The sequence below is a fragment of the Chryseobacterium sp. PCH239 genome (assembly GCF_018924625.1).
Taxonomy (GTDB): Bacteria; Bacteroidota; Bacteroidia; order Flavobacteriales; family Weeksellaceae; genus Chryseobacterium; species Chryseobacterium cucumeris.
Genome location: NZ_CP073027.1, coordinates 247,241 through 271,304, shown reverse-complemented (window position 1 = coordinate 271,304; position 24,064 = coordinate 247,241). Strand labels below are relative to the sequence as shown.

Genomic DNA, 24,064 nt, shown 5'->3' with positions numbered 1-24,064 from the left:
TTTATTAATTTATGATTGAGATTGCTTCACCTAAAGGTTCGCAATGACCAATTTATAATGGATTATATTCCTACTATTTAATCTTTCTTGCTATATAATCACTTTCATTTCCTAATCTATCGATGGCTTTGATGGCCACTGCGTTCAGTTTTTTCCCATCTTTAGATTTAGGAATGTCTTTTGAAAGGGTATCAAGCGTTAAAATTTCTGTTTGCCATACTCCGTTATATTGAGTAAAAAGCACCCATAGAAAGACATCAGCAGCATTTTTTGTACTCCAGCTTGTCTGAGCAAAGCTTCCGTTATCAGCAATAAATAAGGTAGGCGTCTGCAATGGAACAGCTTTTATCCATGGAGATTTCGGAACTAGTGCTTTCTCATTGTATGGACCGTTTTTCAAAGCGGGAAGCATATTGGGATTTTTAGTAAGCCCTGCAATGCTCCAGTGAATTTCTCCTGCATCATTTTTAAGGATATTTCTGGAAATAGCAATCTGGTTTTTGATTTCTGTTGGACGGTCTGATACTTTAATCTCAACAGTATTCAATCCCGGCCATAAATGACGATTCATTGTATTTTCGGACTGCCACCAGCTTAACAGAGCTTCAAAGCTTTGTCCTTTAGAATCTATGGGCCAGTAAAGCTGTGGAGAGAAATAATCTACCCAGCCTTTATTTAACCATAATTTAGCATCTGCATAAAGCTCGTCATATTGAGAGGAACCTATAATTCCCATCGGATATCCGGGTTTCCAAATTCCGAACGGGCTGATCCCAAATCTTACATTATTTTTTTCTGCGTGAATTTCTTTATAGATACGTTCTACAAATTTATTCACATTATCTCTTCTCCAATCTGCTCTGGATAAAGTCCCTCCGTTGCTTAAGTAAGCATTCCAACTGGCGTTATCTGGAAAATCTGCTCCTTTATTGTAAGTAGCATAAGGATAGAAATAATCATCGAAATGCACAGCATCAATATCATATCTTTTTACAATATCTTTTACCACATTGGACACATGGCCTTGTGTTTTCGGATTAGCAGGATCAAACCAATACATTCCATTCTTTAGTCTGACAACTATATCAGAGAGTTTGTTTGCCATTGACAGCTTATTCACAGCTCCTCCGTTGGTATGATGTGCTCGGTAAGGATTCAACCAGACATGAAGTTCCAATCCTCTTTTATGAGCTTCTTCGATCCAAAACTGAAGCGGATCATAATTGGGATATGGTGCAGTTCCTGTTTCTCCAGTCAGAAAGTAAGACCATGGTTCTATATTACTTGTATAAAGTGCATCTGCAGAAGGTCTGATCTGGAAAATAGCAGCGTTGAAATTATTATCTTTCAGCATATCAAGCATGCTGATTGCTTCTGCTTTCTGCTGTTCCACTGTAAGATCATTTCTTGAAGGCCAGTTGATATTGGCAACACTGGCAATCCATGCTCCGCGGAATTCTCTTTTGATTTCCGGAAGATTGGTTCTGAAATTTTCTTCCGTTGAAGCTGCTGTTCCTGTTGTTGGTTTTGTTGCTACCGGAATTACTTTTGGAGGATTTGTATTGTTGATTGGTTTTGTCGGATTCTTCGTGGAGGGTGTTTTTACAACACTGTTCTGAACGGAACATGAGGTAGTATACGATGCAAAAACGCCCAATAAAACGATAAGTTTTAATTTATTCATTCTCATAGTCACAAAACTACATTAAAATTTATTTTTTATTCTTAGAGATTATTATGCCAAAATAAGCATTTTAATGGGTAGGTATAGAAAAAAAGCCTCGAAAATCGAGGCTTTGATTTTATGTATAAGATTTTTACTATGCTTTCGCAGATCTTTCTACTCTTTTTCTTTCTTCTTCAGAAAGGATTTTCTTTCTCATTCTGATGAAGTTCGGAGTTACCTCAATCGCTTCATCACCCTGGATGTATTCCATACATTCTTCCAGAGAGAATAAGATTTTTGGAGCAACACCGGTATCTTTATCTTTTCCTGAAGCTCTCATGTTGTTCAGCTGTTTTGCTTCTACGATGTTTACTACCAGGTCTCCAGGTTTGTTTTGTTCACCAATGATCATCCCTGTGTAGATTTCCTCACCCGGATCAACGAAGAACTTACCTCTATCCTGAAGTTTAGCAATAGAATATTCTGTAGCAGGACCAGTTGTTTTGCTGATCAAAACACCATTGTTTCTTCCCGGAATAGCACCTTTGAAAGGCTTATATTCTGTGAAACGGTGTGCCATAATAGCTTCACCAGCCGTAGCTGTCAACATCTGAGAACGTAATCCGATCAAACCTCTTGAAGGAATTTCGAATTCCATGTGCTGCATTTCACCTTTAGTTTCCATAATGTGAAGGTCACCTTTTCTCTGAGTTGCCAGGTCAATAACTCTTGAAGCAAATTCTTCAGGAACGTCAACAACCAAAGATTCATAAGGCTCACATTTCTCACCATCAATTTCTCTGAAGATAACCTGTGGCTGACCAATTGTCATTTCGTAACCTTCTCTTCTCATTGTTTCGATCAAAACTGATAAGTGAAGAATACCTCTACCGAATACAAGGAATGTATTGGCATCATCAGTCTGCTGAACTCTTAAGGCAAGGTTTTTCTCTAATTCTTTTGTTAATCTTTCTTTCAGGTGATTAGAAGTAACATATTTACCGTCTTTACCAAAGAAAGGTGAATTGTTGATAGAGAACGTCATATTCAGCGTAGGCTCATCAATTGCAGTTCTTTCCAATGGCTCAGGATTTTCAAGATCTACGAAAGAATCTCCGATCTGGAAAGCATCAAATCCTACTACAGCACAGATATCACCTGCCTGTACTTCAGTTACTTTTTTCTTTCCTAATCCTTCGAAAACGTAAAGTTCTTTTACTTTTCCTTTTACAATTTTACCATCTGCCTGAGCAAGACCAATCCATTGAGATTCTTTGATCTCACCTCTTGTCACTTTCCCGATTGCAATTCTTCCTAAGAAAGAAGAGAAGTCTAGCGAAGTAATCTGCATCTGAAGATTACCTTCTGTTACTTTCGGTTCAGGAACATATTGTAAAATACCATCCAATAATGGTAAGATATCTTCAGTTTGCTCTAATGAAGTGTTGAACCATCCTTGTTTTGAAGATCCGTAGAATGTAGGGAAATCCAATTGCTCTTCTGTAGCATCAAGGTTGAAGAACAGGTCAAATACTTTATCATGAACTTCGTCAGGACGACAGTTTGGTTTATCTACTTTATTGATAACCACTAATGGTCTCAATCCTAATTCCAAAGCTTTCTGAAGTACGAATCTTGTTTGCGGCATTGGTCCTTCGAACGCATCCACCAACAAAATAACCCCATCAGCCATTTTCAATACTCTTTCTACTTCTCCACCAAAATCGGCGTGACCAGGAGTATCGATTACGTTAATTTTTGTGTCTTTATAAGTAACAGAAATATTCTTGGATAAGATCGTGATCCCTCTTTCTCTTTCAAGATCGTTGTTATCCATAATTAACTCCCCACTCTCCTGATTTTCTCTGAAAATGTTGGTAGCGTGAATGATCTTGTCAACCAAAGTCGTCTTTCCGTGGTCAACGTGTGCGATAATCGCAATATTTCTAATGTTTTGCATAAAAGATTTTTACGGGTGCAAAAGTAGTGATTTTTAATGAAAAAATATTTAGTTATACAAATATTTAATATTTTGTTTAAAATACTTATTTACAAGACAATAAAAAAGAGTGTCCGAAAAACACTCTTTAAATTATTTATACACAAGCTTGTATTTCGCATGGATCTATTACAGGCGGTTCACCGCATATGATGTCAAATTCTGCGCAATTACTGGAGAATCCGGTTGCCCATCCCCATCTTACGGCGCATGTGTCGGCATCTTTGCATCTTACCATTCCTTTAACGATTCCTCCCTGAACTGATTTCATTTCAGTTCTGGAAATTTTTCTAAGATTTCTCATGTTGTTTTGTTTATGTTATTAGCATGATAAAAATATAAAAAAAACACAATAATTAATATGTTATTCAAATATTTAACATTTCGGAGAACTATTTTAACATTCACACTCAGAGCCTTAGCAACCTGTAAAACATAACAAGATCAATTAAAACAACCAGTATAAATTTCATGAGAAAAGATTTCTTGGAAACTTTATGATTGAAGAAAATCATTCCCGCAGCGGCTCCTATAATTCCGCCAAGTAGAGAAATTCCTAAAAGGGTATTTTCGGAAATTCTCCATTGATGCTTTTTGGCTTGCCATTTATCAAAACCAAAAGCACCTAATGCGAGCACGTTTATTATCAACAGAAAAGGAATCATTCTTCATTTAATTTGCCGCAAAAATAGAGCTTAATTTATAAAAATATACTTACACCTTCACTATTTTTAAACCATTAAGGAAGATTTACAAAGTAAAGAATATTTACTCTAGTTAGGGTCGATCATTCTAATTTTTAAGTGTACAATGAATATTATTCAATATGATCTTAATGTTTTAAATTTGCTCTCAAAAAGTAAATCAATGACAGTACACGATCTGGCGGGAAGCTACTCTATTGAAGGAAGCAATCAGGAGGAATCTTTCCTGCCAACTTATCATGGTATATTGACCTTATCTGTTGATGAAAATAATCGCATTATTGCTCAATGGATGATTGGCGACCATCAGCAAAACGGGACAGGATTTTATAAAGACCAAATTTTAGTGATTAATTTCAACTACGAAGGAGAAGATGACAAAACCTATAAAGGAGTTGCTGTGTACCGGTGCCTGAATAAAGACGTACTGGATGGATTCTGGTCTGAGAAGCACGGAAATCCTTTATATCTGGGAAGTGAATATTGTGTAAGAATCCAGAACTCCAAGATTGTAAATTAATTTCCTTTTCCATTTGAGCAAAAAAATTTTCAAATAAAAAGAGCTGTCTTCATGAAGACAGCTCTTGTAGTTATTAAAGTTTAAATAACTTATTTTTTAGCTTTTACGTCAATTGCAATCTCGATATCTTTGCTGATCATCCATTCTGCTGGATCTGCTTCAGAAGTACCGAATTTAAGTCCCCAATCGGCTCTGTTTACAGTGAATTTAGCCTGAATCGTTGCTGAATTTTCTGTCACCTCTACTTTCGCAGGGAACGTAACATTCATTGTTTTTCCTGATAAAGTAAGGTTTCCGCTTACCGTTTTATTAGCTCCTGCTACAGCATCTTTTGGTGCTTCTTTCAAATCTGTAACACTTGTAATTTTGAAATCTGAAGTAGGGTTTTTAGCCACATCAAAGAAATCAGGATTTTTTAAGTGCGCCTCAAGATCAGCCGGTTTTTTATCTTTTTCTGTTACTGAAGCCGGATCTACCTTGATAGAATTCATATCAATTACAAAGTTTCCTGCAGAAACCTGACCTGCATCAACACTGATATCTCCTGACTTCACTGTAAGTGTTCCCCAACGAGGTGCCATTCCTCCTTTGTGGAAAGCTTTCCAGTTTACTACAGAACCTACTGTATCTACTGCCAGTGTTTCTCCTTTGCTCTCTGCTACAGTTTGTTCCTGAGCCGTAGCTGCTGTTTCTGCTGTTTTTCCTTTATCACATGATGCCAAAAGCAATCCTACTCCTACTAATGCAATTACGCTAATTTTTTTCATATTGAACTGTTTTAAAAAAGTTTATTGAAATTTTGTTGTTTTCGGGTACAAAAATAGAAAAACCTGCTTTGCATCATCTTAACATATATCAAGAAATATAAATTTAGTCAAATTATTTGCAATCATACACCCATTTACGATATACATCCCATCTGTATTGAGAATCGTAACTACTGTAGAATTCCGTATCCTTTTGAGTTCCATTTCTTGAGCATTCAGCAGAATTATCTTTCTGTGGGTTTCCCTTAACTACCCATCCTGTGTCAGAATAATCACTATAAGTACCGTCATTGCCGTTTTTTAAAATCACGGTCCGCTCATATTTCTGTACTGTGCAATTACACTTTTTAGGCTCCTCATATTCCGTGACTGTACAAGATATTATAAAAGAATAACAAATGAATAATGTAAATATTTTTCTCATGTTTATTATTGCGGTTATTAGATTTTAGCAAACATAAATAAGTAAATATTTAAACATGATCACATCGCAAACAAAAAATTAAACATTAGTTTTCTATTATTTAAAACTATATTAATAGATTCTACTATAACTATCTATTCCATATCTAAAAATTATTATTTCTACCATTTTAAATGAATATATTTTTTCTGTTTTCATATAGCATAAAAAATGTAATTTTACTGCCTCATAACAAAAACACAAGTTTTCATACAAACATGTCAAAAAAACTAATAACAGCATTTGCAATAAGCACAATGTATTGTATCAATGCACAAACAAAAGCTGAAGAAGCAATTAAAACTCTTGAACAGAAATATCCTCAGGAAAAAATACATTTATTATTAAATAAAAAAAGTTTTGTTGCAGGAGATAATTTATGGTTTAAAGCTTTCGTATTTGATGGATATACTACTACAAACACATCAAGCTCTCTATTTATAGAACTGTATGACAAAAATAAGACTCAAATTAGTAAAAAACTTTTTCCATTAATAAACGGAGAAGGAAATGGAAGCATTTCTTTACCGGATTCTTTAAAGGAAGATGTATATTACGTCAGAGCCTACACCACCTGGATGGCAAACTTCAGTGAAGATTTTCAGCTCGTAAAACCTATCCCCATATACAATCCCACTTCTCCCGAAAAATTAATTGTAAACGGTGATTCTCATTGGACAGCATCTGTGCATCCTGAAAGTGGAAGCTTCATAGATGGAATCAACACCAAATTTGCAGTAAGACTACAGTCAAATGGAGAAGCTCCTTCCAATTGGGAAGGATATATAACTGATACAGACAATCCAAATGTAAAGATTTCTACATTCAAAGGGCTGGACCAAAATGTCGGTTTATTCAGTCTTACCCCAAAGATTGGAAAAAAATACCAGTTGATTGTTCAGGATAGTCAGGGACAAACTCAAAACATTTCTCTTCCAGATGTTTCACCATCAGGAATCAACCTTCAAGTAACCAGCGATAAAAACCAGCTTACTTATTCTTTAAAATCAAAAAACTTACCGGAAGGTTCTAAATATTTTAAAATAATAGGAACAATGGCTAATCAATTGGTCTATAAAGCTAAAATTAGCAAGATTTCAAATGATGCTCAATACCCTATTTCTTACAATCAACTTGTTAATGGTATTTTACAACTTACCGTTTTTGATGATAAAGAAAATATTATAGCGAGCAGATTATCTTTTGTTCAGCCACACTCTTTACAAGTCAAAAAACCTGCTTTAGAATCTCTTTCTATAAACAGCACCCCCCGTGGTAAGAGCTCATTTGATATTTCTAAAAATTTAAATCATCCCAATTATACTGTCTTAATAACTGAGGCCGAGGCTAGCAATACTGAGGAGGATCAAAACTTGTTGAGTTCTTTTTGGCTTACTGGAGATATTACATCAAAAATTTCCAAACCTGCTCAGTATTTCTCCCCCCAGTGCAATACAGATGCTTTGGATGCCCTTCTAATTTCAGAAAAATGGAAAAGATTTGACTGGCAATCCATTATGTCTGGAAAATACCCTGTTATTAAATATGAACCACAAAATTTCCTTTCTTATAAAGGAAAGATTAATGTTCAGGGAAAACCTTCTCCTAATACAGATTTAAATTTAATTTTCGATACCAACTCAGGTCCTCAGATTTTTCAGATAAAATCTGACAGCAATGGTTTTTTTACATTGAATAATCTGCTTTTTGAAGATTCAATGAAATTTTCCTATCAATTAAATACCAAGCAGCCTGACCCTAATTATACTGTTTTTTTTCAACCTAGTTATGAGTTTATCCCTTATCAAAAGAGTTTACCTTTAACATCCTATCAATTAACACCTCGCTCTGCCAATGAACAACCCACGAATGAAGTTGCCAGAGCTGTCACAGCCCTTAATACCCAAAAAGCCATCAGCGATAAAGTTATCAATATTACAGAAGTAAAGTTAAAAGGTGAATTAAAAGATAAAACAAAAAAATTAAATAAGCAGTTAAGTAGTTCTCTTTTCACAAGTATTAACGAAAGCGTCTTTGATTTTGTTAACAATCCTAATCTCCAAGGTTCAACTAATATCTTGCAGTGGTTGCAGGGTAAAGTTGCCGGACTTAATGTTCAATTCCAGAATGGAGATTATATACCTTACATCAGAGGGAGTGTAGCCGGTGTATTCCTAGACGAGGTAAATGTTGACCCGGGACAAATATCCAGTTTACCTATGTCAGAAATTGCAATGGTAAAAGTAAGCAAAGGGTCTATTGTGGGAGTCTTTGGAGGAGAATTAGGTATTATCGCAATTTACACCAAAAGAAACGGTCCTTCAGGAAAAACAATCGATAAAAGTTTACCTTCACAGTTAAGAAAAATAACGTTAAACGGATATAATAAAGAGATTCCTTTTGACAATCCTATTTATGAAAATGACAGTTTTAAAAGTATTCCCCAAGATACCAGAAGTATTCTTTACTGGAACCCTTTTTTAGAAGATCAATCTCCAGAACCTTCACATATCCAGTTTTATAACAATGATGATGCTAAGAAATACAAAATCATTATAATGGGATATGATAAAAATAATGAAACACCTCTTTACTATAATGAAATTCTGCCTTAATTGATTTAAAAATTATCATACAGCCTGGTTACATTTTCTGTAATCAGGCTTTTTTATATTTCAACTTCATTTTTTCCATTCCAAAACCCTATTTTAGCTTTCCGAAAACAGAACAATGACGACCGTAGAATTTATACAGAAACAGCTCAATATTTCTGAAAAGAGCATCAACAATACCTTACAACTATTATCTGAAGACTGTACCATTCCTTTTATTTCCCGTTACCGAAAAGATAAAACCGGAAACCTTGATGAAACACAAATCGAACAGATCTCAAAAATCAGTAAGCAATTTGATGAAATTGTTAAGAGAAAAGAATCTATTTTAAAATCAATAGAAGAACAGAATGGATTGACTCCTGAACTTCAACAGAGAATAGAAGAAAGCTTTGACATCCAGGAGCTAGAAGACCTTTATCTGCCTTACAAAAAGCGTAAGAAAACCAAAGCTGATACAGCCAAGGAAAAAGGCCTGGAACCTTTAGCTAAAATCATTATGAGCCAGAAAAGTAATGACATTCAGTTTCTGGCTTCAAAATACCTGAACAATGAAGTTGCTTCTGAAGAAGAAGCGCTTCAAGGCGCAAGAGACATCATGGCAGAATGGATTAACGAAAACATGTATGTCCGTAAAAACCTTCGCAGACTATTTCAGCGCAAAGCAGTAGTTACCTCCAAGGTTGTAAAAGCTAAAAAAGACGAAGAAGAAGCCCAGAAATTCTCCCAATATTTTGAATGGGAAGAAAGCCTTAGCAGAACTCCTTCTCACAGGCTTTTAGCCATGCTTAGAGCAGAAGCAGAAGGTTTTGTAAAAACAAATGTAGGAATAGACAAGGAAGAAGCCATTGATTTTATTGAAAAGGCCATTATCAAATCTAATAATGAAAGTTCTGAACAAATTGCACTGGCCATAAAAGATAGTTATAAAAGACTTCTGGAACCTGCTATTTCAAATGAAGCCTTACAGGAAGCTAAAGAAAAAGCAGACAAAAAAGCCATTGAAATTTTCTCTGAGAACTTAAGTCAACTCCTTCTTGCTCCGCCTTTAGGAGAAAAGAGGATTCTGGCAATAGATCCCGGATACCGAAGCGGATGCAAAGTAGTATGCCTGGATGAAAAGGGAGATCTATTACACAACGAAACCCTCTATCCTCATGCTCCGCAAAATGAAAGCGGAATGGCTATGAAAAAGATCCGTTCTATGGTGAATGCGTATCATATCGAAGCGATTTCTATTGGTAATGGAACAGCAAGCCGCGAAACAGAATTCTTCATAAAAAAAATTGCTTTTGATAAACCTTTGCAGGTTTTTGTAGTTTCAGAAGCAGGAGCATCCGTTTATTCTGCAAGTAAAATTGCAAGAGATGAATTTCCATCATATGATGTAACAGTACGTGGAGCAGTTTCTATCGGAAGAAGGCTTTCTGATCCGTTGGCGGAATTGGTAAAAATTGATGCCAAATCCATCGGGGTTGGACAGTATCAGCATGATGTAGACCAGACCCAGTTGAAAAATGAGCTGGATTCTACCGTGATGAAATGTGTAAATTCCGTGGGAATTAATCTAAATACTGCCAGCAAATCACTATTAAGTTATGTTTCCGGAATCGGAGAAAAAATGGCAGAAAACATTGTGAATTACCGTACTGAAAACGGAGCTTTTGAAGATAGAAAACAGCTAAAGAAAGTTCCAAGACTTGGAGAAAAGGCTTTCCAGCAAGCCGCAGCTTTCGTGAGAATCACCAATGCCAAAAACCCACTGGATAACTCTGCAGTACATCCGGAAGCGTATGGAATTGTAGAGAAAATGGCAAAAGATTTGGGTATTAAAACCAATGAACTGATAGCCAATAAAGAAAAAATAGCCCTGATAAAACCCGAAAACTACATTACAGGTGAAGTTGGAATCTTAGGAATTAAGGATATTTTAAAAGAACTTGAAAAACCGGGACTAGATCCAAGAAAAGCAGCAAAAGTATTTGAATTCGACCCGAATGTCAAAAGCATTAAAGATTTAAAAGCAGGAATGATTCTTCCGGGAATTGTCAATAATATTACCGCTTTTGGATGTTTCGTGGATCTTGGAATCAAAGAAAGCGGACTGGTTCATATTTCCCAGCTGAAAGAAGGATTCGTATCAGATGTAAATGAGGTTGTAAAACTTCATCAACATGTTCGTGTAAAAGTAACAGAAGTAGATGAAGCAAGAAAAAGAGTCCAGCTGACTATGATTTTGTAATTTTTAAACGTTACCCTACTTAAATTTAAACCACAAATTAATCATTTTGAAAACAAAGAATCTAATTTTCGATCTGGATGGAACATTATGGGATTCCAGAGCTACGATCATCAAAATATGGAATAAGATATTGATCAAACATGAGTTAATCCAAAGAGAGCTGAAACCCGAAGACATGGATCAGTATATGGGACTGTTAGCCCATGATATTGTAAAAGATATTATTCCCGGCATTCCGGATCTGCAAGCTAAAGAAATCCTTTCTGAAATTGTAGCCGAAGAAAATAAAACACTTCACTTAGAAGGCGGGACTTTATACGATGGCGTAGAAGAAACTTTAAAGAATCTGGCCAACACTTATGCACTTTTCATAGTGAGCAACTGTCAGGATGGATATATTGAATCATTTTTAGATTATTATCAATTCAATGATCTGTTTGTTGATTTTGAGTCTCACGGACGAACCCAAAAAAATAAATCTGAAAACATACAGTTTCTTATGGAAAGAAATCAGTTATCTACCAAAGATTCCGTTTACATTGGCGATACTCAAACCGATTATGATTCAGCAACATCCAATGGACTATCATTTATTTTCTGCAAATATGGGTTTGGAAAACTGGCTGATCCATTATATGAACCGGCAATTCTTACCTTTTCACAACTGAAAGTTCATATTTAAATTATAACACAAAGGCTTCTTTTCATGGAAGCCTTTTTATTTTCAGATAAGCTGCTGTAAAGATACCGTATGTACAGTTAAAAGTATTATTTTGAATTTAAATTTTGTAAGAAAAAATATATATCCACATCGGATGGAATATGTAATTTTTTTCGTAACCTGTTTTTCTTTGTTTGTACGGATCTGTGCTGCATAAATCCATATTGAGCAATTTCTTTAGAAGAAAAGCCCAGTTGTATCATAGCACAAAATGAAAGTTCGTTGGCTGATAGTTTCGGGTTAATTTCTAAAAGCCTTCCAACTAGCTCAGGATAAGCATTTTGATATTCATTAAAAAATAAAGGATCATTTTTTCTGGCTAAAGACACAAGCCTTTCATCATCAACAGACATTTTTTTCATTAAAAGCTCTGTCTCTAATTCTTTCTCCTCTATGATTTTACGTTTTTTAGTAATCCTTTTATTATAGACATAATATACAATAATAATAATGAAAAATAATGAAAAAATGATTACGTTATACAGTATGGTTGAGTTCTGTTGGTCTATATCATCTTTCTCCTTTTCCCGAGTTATTTTATCAACAGAATTATTTATGGATTCATCCCTCACCCTTCCCAGACTATCGTTTAATTTAGCATATCTCTCCAGATAATCTTTTTCCTTGGAGGCATTGTTCAATTTTTTGTAGGTCTTGGCAATAGTTTGATATAACATAGGAATCTGATAAACTCTTCGTGTTTTTTTGAGTATTTCCACTGATTTAATGTAATAGTCTAAAGCCAAAGTATAATCCTGTCTTTCAAATAAAAAATTGCCATAATAGAAATAAGTAAGAGCTCTTTGAGGATCCCAGTACTCTCTTTGTTTTAAAAGAGAAAACGCTCTGTTAAAATACATTTGTGCTGAATCTTCATTTTTAGCAAAAAGCATATAGTGATTAGCAATCGTGGAATTGATAACCGGTGTAGGCTTTATCTCTAACGCTTTATGTAAATAGATTAAAGAAGAATCAATTGAGTTACTTTCTCTTAAAAAGTCAGCCCTGTTAGCATAAACCAGAGATAAAATTTCTCGATCATGTTGATCTTTTATTTGCTTACCATAATAAATGGATTTCGAATTATACTTAACTGCTTTTTTATAAAGTCCTATTACATAATTAGCCTGACCATACTCCTGATATAATTTCGTATGCAAATAATAATCATCAATCCCTTCAAGGTTTTCTTCAGCAACCTGTAGATATTTGAATGCTTTTTCATACATTCCAACAGTAGCATAAATATTACCCAAATTAATATATGAAAGTATCTCCCCTTTTTTGTAATCTTGTTTTTTACTGATATTGCAAAATTTATTATTAAGGTCAATCAATTCCTTTTTTCTGCCGCTTATTCTTAAATCCTCATTAACTTTTATCAGCATACTGTCTATATACTTATGTGTATATGCCTGAGAATAGAGCAACGTAGAAAATGAAAGGTATATCAGAATGCTTACCAATATTTTCAAAAATTGATTAAGCTTTAGTGTTTGCATAGTAAATTAATAATAAGTTTCAAAGGGACAAAAAAATAATATCAATCCTTAACATTAACAGAATATGATAATAAATTTCCCATCCAAATTATACAATTACAATTTCGTTGTCACAAAATTAAATAAAATAAAAATATTAACAAAAACAATCATAAATTATTCCCAAATTTAGTTAAAATACAAATATATTCTCTAAAATAAACAGTATATAATAATTAATATAAAAATCATTAATGAAATAATATTTAAATATATAAAATTCACTATAATTTGATTTACACAATATAAACTATTTGATATTGGAAACAATCTGATAAATTTCTCTCTTGTATAAAACTCTATGATCATTCTCAGGAAAGATCTTTCATCATGTATAATCCCTGTATTATCAAGTCAAAAATTAATTGATGTACCTTTGATGTATCTAAAATTTTGTTTACTTAAAATATCAGACATAAATTTAAACCAGGATTTTTTTTTAACACTATTTGACACATAAACACAAATACATATTGTTAGATTAACAACCTAGCTAAAGTGTTTGATTCCCACAAAAAAACAAACTCTTTTAATATTTTAATAACACAATCAGTTTTCATTTTTGATTTTATAGAGATCTATAATACTGATCAAAGTTGCTACTCCCGTTTTTCGGGAGTTTTTTTTTGATCCATAAACATTTGATAAAAAATGATGTACTTATGTTGTATGGCTATTTGATAAAAGAAAAATAATCCATGCTAAATTTGAACAAAACAAAAAATGATGAAAAATTTTACTCTTATTTATCTTCTCAAGTAGGAATTAAGATTGTCTATCTATAATTATGATGATATTCATTATAATTCAGACTCTTTTTAACATCGACACAATAAATTCCCTAAGGTTTACAATTTTGCGAAAATAATTTTAATCATATAATACCGTTTATTTTGAACTTTAAACAAATACATATTGGCAGCATTATTAAAGCTAAGTTTCTGGAAGAAGCATTAGACATGCAGAGAGCATGTAATTTTATGAAATGCACTGAATCTGAAATTGAAAAAATGTTCCTTGAAGAAGATCTGACAACTGATAAATTATTGAGATGGAGCAAACTGTTAGAGTATGATTTTTTCCGGGCCTACTCACAACATCTTATCCTCTTTTCTCCACCTAAAAAGGAATTTTCGCCTAATGCTTCTCATAAAAAAATATCGTCTTTACCTGAATTCAGGAAAAATATCTACACTAAGGAAATTATAGAATTTATCCTGGAACAAATTGAAACAGGAAAGAAAACAAAGCTGGAAATAATAAATGATTATAAAATTCCCAAAACGACACTCTATAAATGGATTGCAAAGTATGCAGATAAAAACAAGTAAGAACTCAATTTTTGTGTAATTATATTGTACTTTAATGCCAATTTATCATAGATAAATTAAATCTATCATTTATGCTTATGCAATAAATTGTTAAAAAAGCAATGAATGAAAAAAAGAATAAGATGTATAAAAAAACAGACTAAATTTTTTAGTCTGTTTTTTATATTATATAGTAATAGTAATTTAAATAAAAGACTCTACTTCAATCTTCGTAAAGACATTTGCGTAACAGGACCAGAACCTGTAGAACCAGAGCTTAAATACTTAATCGTTACATTATCTGAATTGCTAACCCTGAATGAATAAGTATGAGCAGCCAGCATAGGAATAGAAGTAAGCAGCGTATAGGTTTGCAAACCCGGCGTGGTTGCTGTAAACAGATCATTAACACGGGCCACCCGGTTACCGGCTGTATTATCCCAGATACCTATTACAGGAGATGATCCATTAACTGTTGATAACTGTGCATTCATTGTTATCTGGTACACTCCGTCAGCAGATATATTAAATGAATTACCTGCTGCTGAACCCGTATACTGGTTTTCATTATCCACAACCTCATTAGTAAGGTTTCCTACAGCCGTTGGAACGTCTGGGCCAGAGGTAAAATCAGCGGTCATTTGTACAATAATTTCCTGAGCCACCAGAAATTGTCCATTTACTACAATAACTGTCCCTGTAGAAGTGGGAACCCCTGCAAGATTCTGCCATGTGGGAGCAGCTCCTGGTCCGTTAGACTTAAGAACCTGTCCGGCAACTCCTGCCGAACCGGCAGTAGAAGCAGTCCCTCCCACATTCAGTTCATTTACAACCTGCAAAGCTCCGTTGACATGCAGTGCTTTCATAGGTGTAGATGTGTTAATTCCAACCTGGGAATAATAACATAAGGAACAAAAAATACTTGTAACAAGTATAACCTTCTTTTTCATAATTAGTATTGTATTTTAAACTTTTGCAAAAATATAGCACAATACTGCTTTTGCGGCAAAACCCACCTACATCGCAAATACATCATTTAGAAACAACAGCTATAAAGCTAAAAAACAGTGTTTACATATTTTATTTTAAAGAAATAACACATCATGTTGATATACTATTTTCAGCGTGACCATCAGAAAGATTTTTAAAGAAAAGGTACAGATCAACATCTGAAGAAATATTTAATTTTTTTCTAAGCCTGTTCTTTTTATTCTGAACAGATCGATGTTCCACAAAAGTATATTGTGCAATTTCTTTTGATGAAAATCCCAACCATATCATTGCACAAAACGTTAAATCAGATTTCGACAAATTAGAATTTATTGCAAACAACTTTTTAACAAAGTCCGGATATGCTTCCTGAAATTTATTGAGAAAATTAGGATCATTTTTTTTAGCCAGATCAATAATACAATCGTAAGAGTGAGTGAGTTTTTCTTTTAAAACATGAGCCTCAAATTCCTTCTGTTTTATAATGCTTTTATTCTTCTGATAACGGATATAAACAAAAAGCAAAATAACAATAAGACAAAACACCACAATATTATAAAATAAAAACAAATTCTTTTTTGAAGTATTTTCAGATTCTTTTTCTCTTATAATTTCATCAATTGAAGTGTTAACACTTTCGTTGCAGACTCTGCTCAAACTATCTTTTAGTTTGGTATACTTTTCAAGATATTCCTTTTCTTTCTCCTCATCATTTAATTCACTATAAGTACTTGAAATTGTCTTATAAAGCAGAGGAATATTATATACTCTCTTGGTTTTCTCTAGAATGGCAACAGATTTTTCATAATACAACAATGCTTTTTCAGGCTCTTTATTCTTATTTAAAAAATTTCCATAATAGTAATAGGTCTGTCCTCTTTGAATATTCCAGTAATTCATTTTCTGCAATAGCTTCAATGCATTATTTAAATAATATGAAGAAGAATCTATATTTTTTTATAAACCATATAATGATCTGCTATCAATGAATTAATTACCGGGCTTGATTTTATTTTTAATGCTTTGTGCAAATAAATGAGTGAGGAGTCATCCTGGTGAACATTATGCAGAAAATCTGCCCTATTTGCATAAATTCCTGATAATATTTCCTTTTCGCTATGATTAGAAATCATCTTACCATAATAAATAGACTGCGCATTGTATTTCAAAGCTTTTACGTATAAACCAATAACATAATTCACCTGTCCATACTCCTGGTAAAGCTTTGCAGATAAATAAGCACTATTAATCTTTTTAATTTTCTTTTCAGCTTTCTGTAAATAATAAAAAGAATTTTTGTAATCACCTATAGTTCCATAAATATTAGCAATATTGATATAACCTAAAATCTCCCCTTTTAGATAATTCTGATTTTTGGAAATAGTAATATATTTTTCATTTAAAGAAATTAATTCTTTTTTCTGACCTCTTATTCTAAGATTCTCGGATTTAATTATTAATGCATTGTCTATTTGCCCTGGAGTATAATTTTGCGAATATAAGACAGTGAAAATAGACAGACAGGTAAATACCATCATTAAAAATTGAAATATTCTTTTTATACTCGCTCTGATCATATTGTATATTCAAATACTGTTCTGTCAATACTAGATTGAATTGATACGGAAATATTCCGCGTTCATTCTTTTATTTTATGAAAAATTATTTTTTTGAATTTGGTTCTTGAATGATAATAATTGTGTTGGGAATAGTCATAAAACCATTTGGAGCACCTTCAAGCACTTTATAAGAATACACTGGATTCTGCTTATTTTCCTGAAGACTTACAGGAATAATTTTCACTTCCAAATTGGTTTTAGGGTAAATGAGAGCAAGTACATTTTCATTTGAAAAATCAATAGGCGTTGGTTTTCCATCGGTACCCATTGTTACTGCAGCCCCAAAAAGTCGTTCGAACTCCTCCTGTGAACTCATTATTTTTTCAGTAAAATCTTTATTATCATAGGTATTTTTAGCAAAATACTTCCTTGCTGATTTATAAGAAATATTTTTTTGCGTATTATTTACAGTACACGAAGAGATTAGTAGTGTACTTATTAAAATTATGATGATATTTTTCATTGTTTATTTGTTATATGTAAAAGCCCGTACTAATCACATATCAAAACTTTAGATAACATTATTCTGATCAACAAATTTGGATTTTGCTGTCTACATGGTGGAGCCATTGGAATTAACTCCGAGTTTTACTCTTGCATTGGAAAAGGGATTAACCAGTATAGCTGGTTGTGTAGGAGCTCCTGCTATATCCAGAGTAATTTTAGGATCAGTAGTATTAATCCCGATTTGGGAATACGTATCAGGAGAATACAATACTAACAAGGTTAATACATTCTTTTTTTCCATACTATACTGCTTTTTGTTTCGTCGTAAAAGTATAAAATAAGCATTGCGATGTATTAAATAACACATACATCACAGATACAGCACAATGAAACATGCATGATTTCAAGTAAATACCTTTGAATTATTCTAGGAATTAATTAGCTTATACTGGTGATAGATTTTGGTCTGTTTTTGCCATTTAAAAAAAGATGTATAAATGATGTATATAAAATTTTGCAATATTTAGAATAGAAATATACATTTACATTAAAACACAAATGTTATACACTTTTTATTGTTGAGTTAATATTAAGACCAAATACTAGAGTCGTAAGCAGCATTAAAGAATAAAGCTATTGTAAAGCTGAAAAGCAGTTTACTTTATTATTTTCAAATATTGAAGGTATTCTTATGATTGGTTGAGACACCCTCTTTAATTAACTTATCAACTCTAGTATTTATTTGTATTCAAAAAACAGCTTACTAAAAAAAGGACTATAAATTGATAAATCTACATCATGAATCATCACAAACAATCGCCCTCAATGACGCCTGATTACAAAAGAATTTACAGTGATCTTGTTGACATGAAATATCCGGAAAAAAAGCAGGAATGTGCAAAAATTTTATCGAAGAAGAATCTGTCAGCGTTTGATGTAATAGAAATTAACAGCATCATATTTAACTATAGCCAAAACATTAAGGCTAATCAGTCACACCGCTCTTACAATAAGGAAACCATCTATAAAATTCTTGAATATCAAAAAAAGAATTATCTTAATAATACGCAATTGGCTCTACATTTTAAGCTGAGTCGCAATACCGTTGCAAAATGGAAAAATTTATTTAATATTTAATCAATTCGCATCCTCTATACATTTATTATGAAATCCATTTCTGATTAAAACAATATACTTCTTATAGTACGTTTAAAGTATATCTCATATTAAAGATAACAAAATCTTATCACTATTAGGTTTAGGTTATGAGAAACATTCTATTTCTTAGAAAATTCATAATAAAAAAACCGTTATTGGCTAACAACAGATATTATTTAACTATAAAATAAATGTTTTAGCTAATAACGGTCAAAAAAGAATAGTATATCAGAATATCACATCTATTCTTTTCGTGTTTTCAAATAAAGAAAACTATTTATAATCTTTAGAGCTTCTTCTAGGCTCTTTTACTTCCGGCCATTTTACAGTCTCTCCTTTTTCATCCTGAGGCATTACTCTTTTTTCTCGGTTGCTGAATTCAGGGTCTTCGGATGCCATATAAGCTAATGCCGCAGTTAAAATCACATTATTTTTGACCTCATCAAAAACGATCTTGTCATAAGTATCTTTCGTTGTATGCCAGGTATATCCAAAATAGCCCCAGTTCAGAGAACCTAAAGAAATTCCTGGTACTCCTGCTGCCACGAACGAAGCATGATCAGAACCTCCTCCGCCAGGCATACCCGGAAAGTCAGTTTTAATATGACTTCTTACTGCTTTTGGAACGCCATCAAGCCATCTTCCTACGTAATCATAAGCCTTTACAAATCCCTGCCCGCTGATATTGACAACGCGCCCTGTTCCGTTATCCTGATTAAAGGCAGCCTGTACCCCTTTAATAATCTGAGGATTATCGGCTACAAAACCTCTTGAACCGTTTAATCCCTGCTCCTCACTTCCCCAAAGTCCGATGACAATAGTTCTTTTATTATTCGGATAATATTTTTTAGAATTCTCATGGTTTCCAGCATGGTGATTGTGCCGGTTCCATTATCTGTAGCTCCCTGAGCTCCGTCCCATGAGTCAAGGTGAGCTGAAAGAATCACATATTCATCAGGCTTTTCCTTTCCTTTGATCATTCCGATTGTATTAAAGCTTTTGGCTTCAGGAAGCACTTTTGACTGAGCATCAATTTTGATTTTAGGCTGAGTCCCTTTTTCCGCCATTCTATAAAGCATTCCATAGTCTTCCACGTCGATATCAATCATTGGAATTCTGGTTGTTTTCGCTCCAAAGATCCTGTTAGCTCCCATAATACCGGTCCAGTTTGAAATAGCAATACCTGCCGCCCCTGCTTTTTCCAATGCCTCCGGCAGCGTGTTATTATCATAACCTATGTTCTTTATAAAAGCGGTAAAATCTTTGGTAGCCTGTTCTTTTTCAGCTTTAAGTTTTTCATACAATTCAGGAGTGGCAAATTCTTTAATCTGCTCATCAGAGCGTCCTATTTTCTGATATTGTGCCATCAATACAATTTTCCCTTTCACAGAAGGAAGCCATTGATCAAATTCAGCTTTAGAAGATACTTTTGGAAGGATAATCACTTCCGCCTCAATTGCTTTTTTAGTAGCCGGACTCCATGCCAGCTGCGTTGCGGAAAGGGATTTTATGCGCGGATATGTCATATCAACATGAGTCGTCCCTCTTTGCCATCCTTTCCAGGTTCCGAATTGTTGAAGATTGGCATCTACTCCCCAGGAACGAAGTTTATTGGCACTCCATTCATTTGCGGCCAGCATTTCGGGAGTTCCTACAAGGCGAGGTCCGATCCCATCCAGCAGTTCAGAGGCCAGATTTTCCAGCTGGGAATTATTATTTACTTCATCTACAAAACTTTTTACGATAGGGCTAAGCCTTTCTTTTGGGTCAACCTTTACCTGAGCCCATGAAAACTGAGCGGCCAGCATTACCGCAGGCACTGCAAAAAATCTATTTATCCTCATACTATTTATTGATTGGTTTAAAGATAAAAGAAATTAGGGAGATAGTGAAGGATTAAGCCTAAAAAAGAGGTTTTTTAATTATATAATCAATGTTTTCGTTCAAAAGAAATAATAAAATTCCGAAAGAAGCTATAATTAATAAAAAAGGCCATCAATATGACAGTCTTATGGCCTTTAGAGATGACACTTTATTTTTCATTGAGAAACGCCTGTTCCTCCTTGGAAAGGATTGTTGTTCCAGCTTTTTCTTCTTTTACAGGAACATTACTCCAGATACTGATATTAAAATCAACCTTCGGATTAAGTCCTTTCTTATCGGTTTTGGTAAAAGTAGTAAAGATAATTTCACGACTGAATTTCCTTACATGGGTCTCATCTTTATAAAAAACGGTAAAACCATCTCCTTCCAACTTCGTCAATGCAGGTACATAGACACCGTCTTTCTTATAAAAATCAAAAATCAGCGTGGCATCCCCAAGTTTGTACTGAAATTCTCTTCCATCTGTGGTCATTTTCTTCATGGTAGGAAAATCTGTCTGAAAATAATGCGTTTCAAAATAAGTAATCACTTTGTCTGCTTTATTATATTTAAATTCCCCGTTCATCTGAATTCCCCTTCCCGACTCTATTTTAAAGGTAATCAACTGTTCATCACCTTCCTCAAAAATCAACCTTCCGTTATATTTACAGTCCTTCATTCTTAAATGCTGGAGTGTTCTGTAAAGTTCATAATTCAGGAAAAGGTTTCCTAGGTATTCATGAGAAAACTCATTGGTTTTTCCCGTGAAAACACTATCAGTATTTACTTTCTTCAGATATTTAACGTTATTCAGCTGCATCTGGAGGATTTCATCATAGTTTTTACGAAAACCATCTTTAAAATTATATTGGTTATTTTTACTCCAGAACTTCGCTTCTGCAATGACCAGAAAGTAGAGTTTATTGTTATCAAAACCTTTTTCCTTGTATACAACGTCATAAAGAGAAGGATCATCATAATATTTTTTATGGTAATTTTTATTGATGTCTTCAAATATTTTCTTAATGTCTACATTGATGATTTTGATCTCATCGATATTTTTATAGATAGGTTTAAGTTTTACCTGAGCGTTAAAGGCTTGTATTTTCTCTTTTTGAAAACCCGAAGCAGAAACTTCAAAATTAACAGCATCTGGATTTACTGGAGCAAAACCATCTTCATTGGTATAAATGATTTGATCCTGAAGGATAATTCTTGCATTGGGAATAGGATTTCCATTTTCGGAATCAACTACTCTTAATTTCTGTGCAGAAAAAAAACCGAAAAAGAAAATGAATAGAAGATAAAAAGGCTTCATGGTTATTTGTTATATTAGTTTTAATTAATACCACAAATATAAACCTGGAAGCGTATAGAAGAATAGAAATTTAATACACTTTAATACTATTTAACACTAACTATTTAAATTCAGCAAAACACATTCTAAAACTGGGAATTTTTAACATATTTCACGCTAAAACAGTTATTGTATTCGGAAATAAAAAAACCGGCTTCAAAAGCCGGCTAAAGGTGAATTATTTCTTTGCTTCTTCTACAGAAACTTTTCTGAATTCTTTGAACAATTTGCTAAGTTCCAAAGCTGCTTTACGAGCTCTTGTACCAGCTGCCTTGTTTCCTTTTTCCGCTTGTTGGTTTGCCTCAGTTGTGAACGCTTCAAATTCTGCGTTGATTTTTTCAATTAGTTCTTTCATTTATTTAAAAATTTAGGCTGCAAATATAGGTTTTATGGTGATTCCAGCCTAATTGTGTCGAAAAAAAATAATGGATTTAATCATTTTTTCTGAGTCTTTCCTAAATTCAATTTAATTTTTAAAATAAAATCAAATTATTGTAGAAAATCAGCCATATAGTTGGGTATTATATACAGCCAACGTAAAATTTTAAATAAACCACTCAAAATCAATAAGAATCAAAAAAACAATAAATAAGATTTTCTTAAAAAAGCTTATTGACTAAGCCATTTGATTTCCTTATCATAGTTAATTATTTTTAATGGTTTAAGACTGCAGTTCTTTCGCTCTCCTACCTGCATTTTTTAATAAAACAATGCTTTCAGAAGTAATTCTTTCGGCAAAAACAATCCTGAAATGATCATGGTATCTGTCAGTGAACGAAAAGGTATTTCCGGGAGTAAACAAAATCTGATGCTCTTCACAATACTGATAGAATCTTTTCATATCCGTATTCTCAGGAAGCTTTCCCCAAATACTGTAACCACCTCTCGGTCTGTGAAAATAAGAACCTTCAGGAAAGGACTTTCTTAAAATATCCAATACCTGAACAGCCTGCTTATTGAGTTTTTTCCGGAATACCCGAAGGTGTCTTTCATAACTGTTTCCCTGTAGCAGCTTTAGAACCAGTTCCTGATAAATGGGAGAAACCGAACGCCCTAAAGCAAATCTTACTCTTTCGGATTTTGCATAAAAACTTCCGGCATGCAACCAGCCTAAACGAATTCCTGGAGCTAACGTCTTTGAAAAGGATGAATACGTCATCACAATTCCCTTTTTATCAAAGCTTTTTATACTTTGCGGTCTTTGTTCTTCAAAATAAAGATCGGAATACATATCATTCTCAATAATACAGAACTGATGAATTTCTGCTATACTCAGAATTTCTTTTTTAGTTTCATCATTCATTATAACACCTGTGGGATTGTGAAAATTGGGAGTAGTGACAAGAGCGCTGATTTTATTTTCCTTACAGATTTTTTGAAAATATTCAACATCAAAGCCTGTTTTATAATTCACAGGAATCTCAATGACTTTCAGTTCGAGATGAGCAAGGACTTCCAATACAGAAAACACACATGGACTCTCAACAGCCACTACATCGCGTGCTTTTGTAACCGATTTCAAAGCAATTGTAAGGGCCTGCAGAGCGCCATCAGTGATAATTATTTCGTCTGGATTTAATATACAGCCATAAGTTCCCATTTGTTTTGCAATATATTTCCTTAATGGCTCCAATCCGTTTGAAGGATAATACCTGAGCAATGATGCTCCTTTCTCCCGAATGACTTCCTGCATTATTCTGAGAATAAGCTTTTGTGGAATCAGAAGATCTCCGGGCACTGCCGTGTTAAAAGAGCTGAATTCTGAAGTTCTTTTGGAAGTAAGTATCATATTTTTCATAAATACTTCATCCCTCACCACTGCCGGAAGTTGAGTCTTTATTTCCGGAATATTCTCCTCCTGAATTCCTGTGACAAAATAGCCAGACCGTGGATGGCTTCTGATCAATCCTTTAATCATAAGGTATTCAAATCCACTTTGCACAGAGCTTGTACTCAGTTTGTATTTTTCTTTGATATCACGAACGGAGGGAAGTCTGTCATTTTCCTGTAAAATTCCACTGTAGATCTGCTTCTCTATTTCAGCCGTAAAAATTTCGTACTTATAAGATTTCATCATAACACAAC

At 33.6% G+C, this 24,064-nt stretch carries 21 protein-coding genes and 1 pseudogene; 6 read left to right on the top strand and 16 right to left on the bottom strand.

What is annotated here, in order from left to right; genetic code table 11:
- Positions 1-73 precede the first annotated feature (73 nt).
- From KBP46_RS01310 to KBP46_RS01295, 4 genes are all read right to left on the bottom strand, one after another.
- Entirely contained in the window at positions 74-1,690 is a 1,617-nt protein-coding gene (locus tag KBP46_RS01310) for a glycoside hydrolase family 10 protein (RefSeq protein WP_216444439.1), read from the bottom strand.
- 130 nt (positions 1,691-1,820) lie between these two features.
- Positions 1,821-3,626 carry a translational GTPase TypA gene (gene typA / locus KBP46_RS01305; protein WP_062675162.1) on the bottom strand — a complete coding sequence of 602 codons (1,806 nt, stop codon included), beginning with the start codon at positions 3,624-3,626 and terminating at the stop codon, positions 1,821-1,823.
- Positions 3,627-3,762: 136 nt separating this feature from the next.
- The gene (locus KBP46_RS01300) at positions 3,763-3,969 is read right to left on the bottom strand and encodes a hypothetical protein (protein WP_062675163.1); all 207 of its coding nucleotides are present in this window, start codon (positions 3,967-3,969) and stop codon (positions 3,763-3,765) included.
- Between the two features lie 106 nt (positions 3,970-4,075).
- The gene (locus KBP46_RS01295) at positions 4,076-4,330 is read right to left on the bottom strand and encodes a DUF1294 domain-containing protein (RefSeq protein WP_120231451.1); all 255 of its coding nucleotides are present in this window, start codon (positions 4,328-4,330) and stop codon (positions 4,076-4,078) included.
- A gap of 202 nt (positions 4,331-4,532) precedes the next feature.
- Between KBP46_RS01295 and KBP46_RS01290 the strand changes: the two genes are divergently transcribed.
- Positions 4,533-4,889 carry a hypothetical protein gene (locus KBP46_RS01290; RefSeq protein WP_216444438.1) on the top strand — a complete coding sequence of 119 codons (357 nt, stop codon included), beginning with the start codon at positions 4,533-4,535 and terminating at the stop codon, positions 4,887-4,889.
- A gap of 89 nt (positions 4,890-4,978) precedes the next feature.
- Here the strand turns inward: KBP46_RS01290 and KBP46_RS01285 are convergent, their stop codons facing one another.
- Positions 4,979-5,656, bottom strand: coding sequence for a YceI family protein (locus KBP46_RS01285; protein ID WP_216444437.1), 678 nt, complete (start codon positions 5,654-5,656; stop codon positions 4,979-4,981).
- 112 nt (positions 5,657-5,768) lie between these two features.
- Entirely contained in the window at positions 5,769-5,966 is a 198-nt protein-coding gene (locus KBP46_RS01280) for a hypothetical protein (protein WP_120231454.1), read from the bottom strand.
- Positions 5,967-6,337: 371 nt separating this feature from the next.
- On the opposite strand from KBP46_RS01280, the gene KBP46_RS01275 reads away from it, so the two are divergent.
- From KBP46_RS01275 to KBP46_RS01265, 3 genes are all read left to right on the top strand, one after another.
- Positions 6,338-8,734 (top strand): hypothetical protein, encoded by a 2,397-nt coding sequence (locus KBP46_RS01275; RefSeq protein WP_216444436.1) that lies wholly within the window; start codon positions 6,338-6,340, stop codon positions 8,732-8,734.
- Between the two features lie 115 nt (positions 8,735-8,849).
- Entirely contained in the window at positions 8,850-10,973 is a 2,124-nt protein-coding gene (locus KBP46_RS01270) for a Tex family protein (protein WP_062675169.1), read from the top strand.
- A 46-nt stretch (positions 10,974-11,019) separates the two neighbouring features.
- Entirely contained in the window at positions 11,020-11,655 is a 636-nt protein-coding gene (locus KBP46_RS01265) for an HAD family hydrolase (RefSeq protein WP_216444435.1), read from the top strand.
- An 86-nt stretch (positions 11,656-11,741) separates the two neighbouring features.
- On the opposite strand, the gene KBP46_RS01260 is transcribed toward KBP46_RS01265, so the two are convergent.
- Positions 11,742-13,082: a LuxR C-terminal-related transcriptional regulator gene (locus KBP46_RS01260; RefSeq protein ID WP_216444434.1), complete on the bottom strand. Its 1,341-nt coding sequence runs from the start codon at positions 13,080-13,082 to the stop codon at positions 11,742-11,744.
- A 1,046-nt stretch (positions 13,083-14,128) separates the two neighbouring features.
- Between KBP46_RS01260 and KBP46_RS01255 the strand changes: the two genes are divergently transcribed.
- Positions 14,129-14,566 (top strand): hypothetical protein, encoded by a 438-nt coding sequence (locus tag KBP46_RS01255; RefSeq protein ID WP_062675172.1) that lies wholly within the window; start codon positions 14,129-14,131, stop codon positions 14,564-14,566.
- A gap of 197 nt (positions 14,567-14,763) precedes the next feature.
- On the opposite strand, the gene KBP46_RS01250 is transcribed toward KBP46_RS01255, so the two are convergent.
- The 5 genes from KBP46_RS01250 to KBP46_RS01230 all read right to left on the bottom strand — a co-directional run bounded on the left by KBP46_RS01250 (position 14,764) and on the right by KBP46_RS01230 (position 17,902).
- Positions 14,764-15,411, bottom strand: coding sequence for a hypothetical protein (locus KBP46_RS01250; protein WP_216444433.1), 648 nt, complete (start codon positions 15,409-15,411; stop codon positions 14,764-14,766).
- 235 nt (positions 15,412-15,646) lie between these two features.
- Entirely contained in the window at positions 15,647-16,435 is a 789-nt protein-coding gene (locus tag KBP46_RS01245; protein ID WP_216444432.1) for a LuxR C-terminal-related transcriptional regulator, read from the bottom strand.
- A gap of 47 nt (positions 16,436-16,482) precedes the next feature.
- On the bottom strand, positions 16,483-17,073 hold the full coding sequence (locus KBP46_RS01240) for a hypothetical protein (RefSeq protein ID WP_216444431.1): 591 nt from the start codon (positions 17,071-17,073) through the stop codon (positions 16,483-16,485).
- A 124-nt stretch (positions 17,074-17,197) separates the two neighbouring features.
- Positions 17,198-17,617, bottom strand: a complete 420-nt coding sequence (locus tag KBP46_RS01235) for a hypothetical protein (protein WP_216444430.1) — start codon at positions 17,615-17,617, stop codon at positions 17,198-17,200.
- Positions 17,618-17,707: 90 nt separating this feature from the next.
- Positions 17,708-17,902 carry a hypothetical protein gene (locus KBP46_RS01230; RefSeq protein ID WP_216444429.1) on the bottom strand — a complete coding sequence of 65 codons (195 nt, stop codon included), beginning with the start codon at positions 17,900-17,902 and terminating at the stop codon, positions 17,708-17,710.
- A gap of 497 nt (positions 17,903-18,399) precedes the next feature.
- On the opposite strand from KBP46_RS01230, the gene KBP46_RS01225 reads away from it, so the two are divergent.
- On the top strand, positions 18,400-18,738 hold the full coding sequence (locus KBP46_RS01225) for a hypothetical protein (protein WP_062675177.1): 339 nt from the start codon (positions 18,400-18,402) through the stop codon (positions 18,736-18,738).
- A 294-nt stretch (positions 18,739-19,032) separates the two neighbouring features.
- Here the strand turns inward: KBP46_RS01225 and KBP46_RS01220 are convergent.
- The 4 genes and pseudogenes from KBP46_RS01220 to KBP46_RS01205 all read right to left on the bottom strand — a co-directional run bounded on the left by KBP46_RS01220 (position 19,033) and on the right by KBP46_RS01205 (position 24,056).
- A pseudogene (locus KBP46_RS01220) lies at positions 19,033-20,603 on the bottom strand (M28 family peptidase).
- A 188-nt stretch (positions 20,604-20,791) separates the two neighbouring features.
- Positions 20,792-21,940 carry a carboxypeptidase-like regulatory domain-containing protein gene (locus tag KBP46_RS01215; RefSeq protein WP_120231512.1) on the bottom strand — a complete coding sequence of 383 codons (1,149 nt, stop codon included), beginning with the start codon at positions 21,938-21,940 and terminating at the stop codon, positions 20,792-20,794.
- Positions 21,941-22,157: 217 nt separating this feature from the next.
- On the bottom strand, positions 22,158-22,334 hold the full coding sequence (locus KBP46_RS01210; protein ID WP_002978882.1) for a histone H1: 177 nt from the start codon (positions 22,332-22,334) through the stop codon (positions 22,158-22,160).
- 306 nt (positions 22,335-22,640) lie between these two features.
- Positions 22,641-24,056 (bottom strand): PLP-dependent aminotransferase family protein, encoded by a 1,416-nt coding sequence (locus KBP46_RS01205; RefSeq protein ID WP_216444428.1) that lies wholly within the window; start codon positions 24,054-24,056, stop codon positions 22,641-22,643.
- Between the last annotated feature and the right edge of the window lie 8 nt (positions 24,057-24,064).

Bases quoted from the DNA above. Each gene is read 5' to 3' on its own strand.
- KBP46_RS01310 (WP_216444439.1), bottom strand. From the start codon at position 1,690: ATGAGAATGAATAAATTAAAACTTATCGTTTTATTGGGCGTTTTTGCA.
- typA (WP_062675162.1), bottom strand. From the start codon at position 3,626: ATGCAAAACATTAGAAATATTGCGATTATCGCACACGTTGACCACGGA.
- KBP46_RS01300 (WP_062675163.1), bottom strand. From the start codon at position 3,969: ATGAGAAATCTTAGAAAAATTTCCAGAACTGAAATGAAATCAGTTCAG.
- KBP46_RS01295 (WP_120231451.1), bottom strand. From the start codon at position 4,330: ATGATTCCTTTTCTGTTGATAATAAACGTGCTCGCATTAGGTGCTTTT.
- KBP46_RS01290 (WP_216444438.1), top strand. From the start codon at position 4,533: ATGACAGTACACGATCTGGCGGGAAGCTACTCTATTGAAGGAAGCAAT.
- KBP46_RS01285 (WP_216444437.1), bottom strand. From the start codon at position 5,656: ATGAAAAAAATTAGCGTAATTGCATTAGTAGGAGTAGGATTGCTTTTG.
- KBP46_RS01275 (WP_216444436.1), top strand. From the start codon at position 6,338: ATGTCAAAAAAACTAATAACAGCATTTGCAATAAGCACAATGTATTGT.
- KBP46_RS01270 (WP_062675169.1), top strand. From the start codon at position 8,850: ATGACGACCGTAGAATTTATACAGAAACAGCTCAATATTTCTGAAAAG.
- KBP46_RS01260 (WP_216444434.1), bottom strand. From the start codon at position 13,082: ATGCTGATAAAAGTTAATGAGGATTTAAGAATAAGCGGCAGAAAAAAG.
- KBP46_RS01250 (WP_216444433.1), bottom strand. From the start codon at position 15,411: ATGAAAGCACTGCATGTCAACGGAGCTTTGCAGGTTGTAAATGAACTG.
- KBP46_RS01245 (WP_216444432.1), bottom strand. From the start codon at position 16,435: ATGAATTACTGGAATATTCAAAGAGGACAGACCTATTACTATTATGGA.
- KBP46_RS01240 (WP_216444431.1), bottom strand. From the start codon at position 17,073: ATGATGGTATTTACCTGTCTGTCTATTTTCACTGTCTTATATTCGCAA.
- KBP46_RS01235 (WP_216444430.1), bottom strand. From the start codon at position 17,617: ATGAAAAATATCATCATAATTTTAATAAGTACACTACTAATCTCTTCG.
- KBP46_RS01230 (WP_216444429.1), bottom strand. From the start codon at position 17,902: ATGGAAAAAAAGAATGTATTAACCTTGTTAGTATTGTATTCTCCTGAT.
- KBP46_RS01225 (WP_062675177.1), top strand. From the start codon at position 18,400: ATGAATCATCACAAACAATCGCCCTCAATGACGCCTGATTACAAAAGA.
- KBP46_RS01215 (WP_120231512.1), bottom strand. From the start codon at position 21,940: ATGAAGCCTTTTTATCTTCTATTCATTTTCTTTTTCGGTTTTTTTTCT.
- KBP46_RS01210 (WP_002978882.1), bottom strand. From the start codon at position 22,334: ATGAAAGAACTAATTGAAAAAATCAACGCAGAATTTGAAGCGTTCACA.
- KBP46_RS01205 (WP_216444428.1), bottom strand. From the start codon at position 24,056: ATGATGAAATCTTATAAGTACGAAATTTTTACGGCTGAAATAGAGAAG.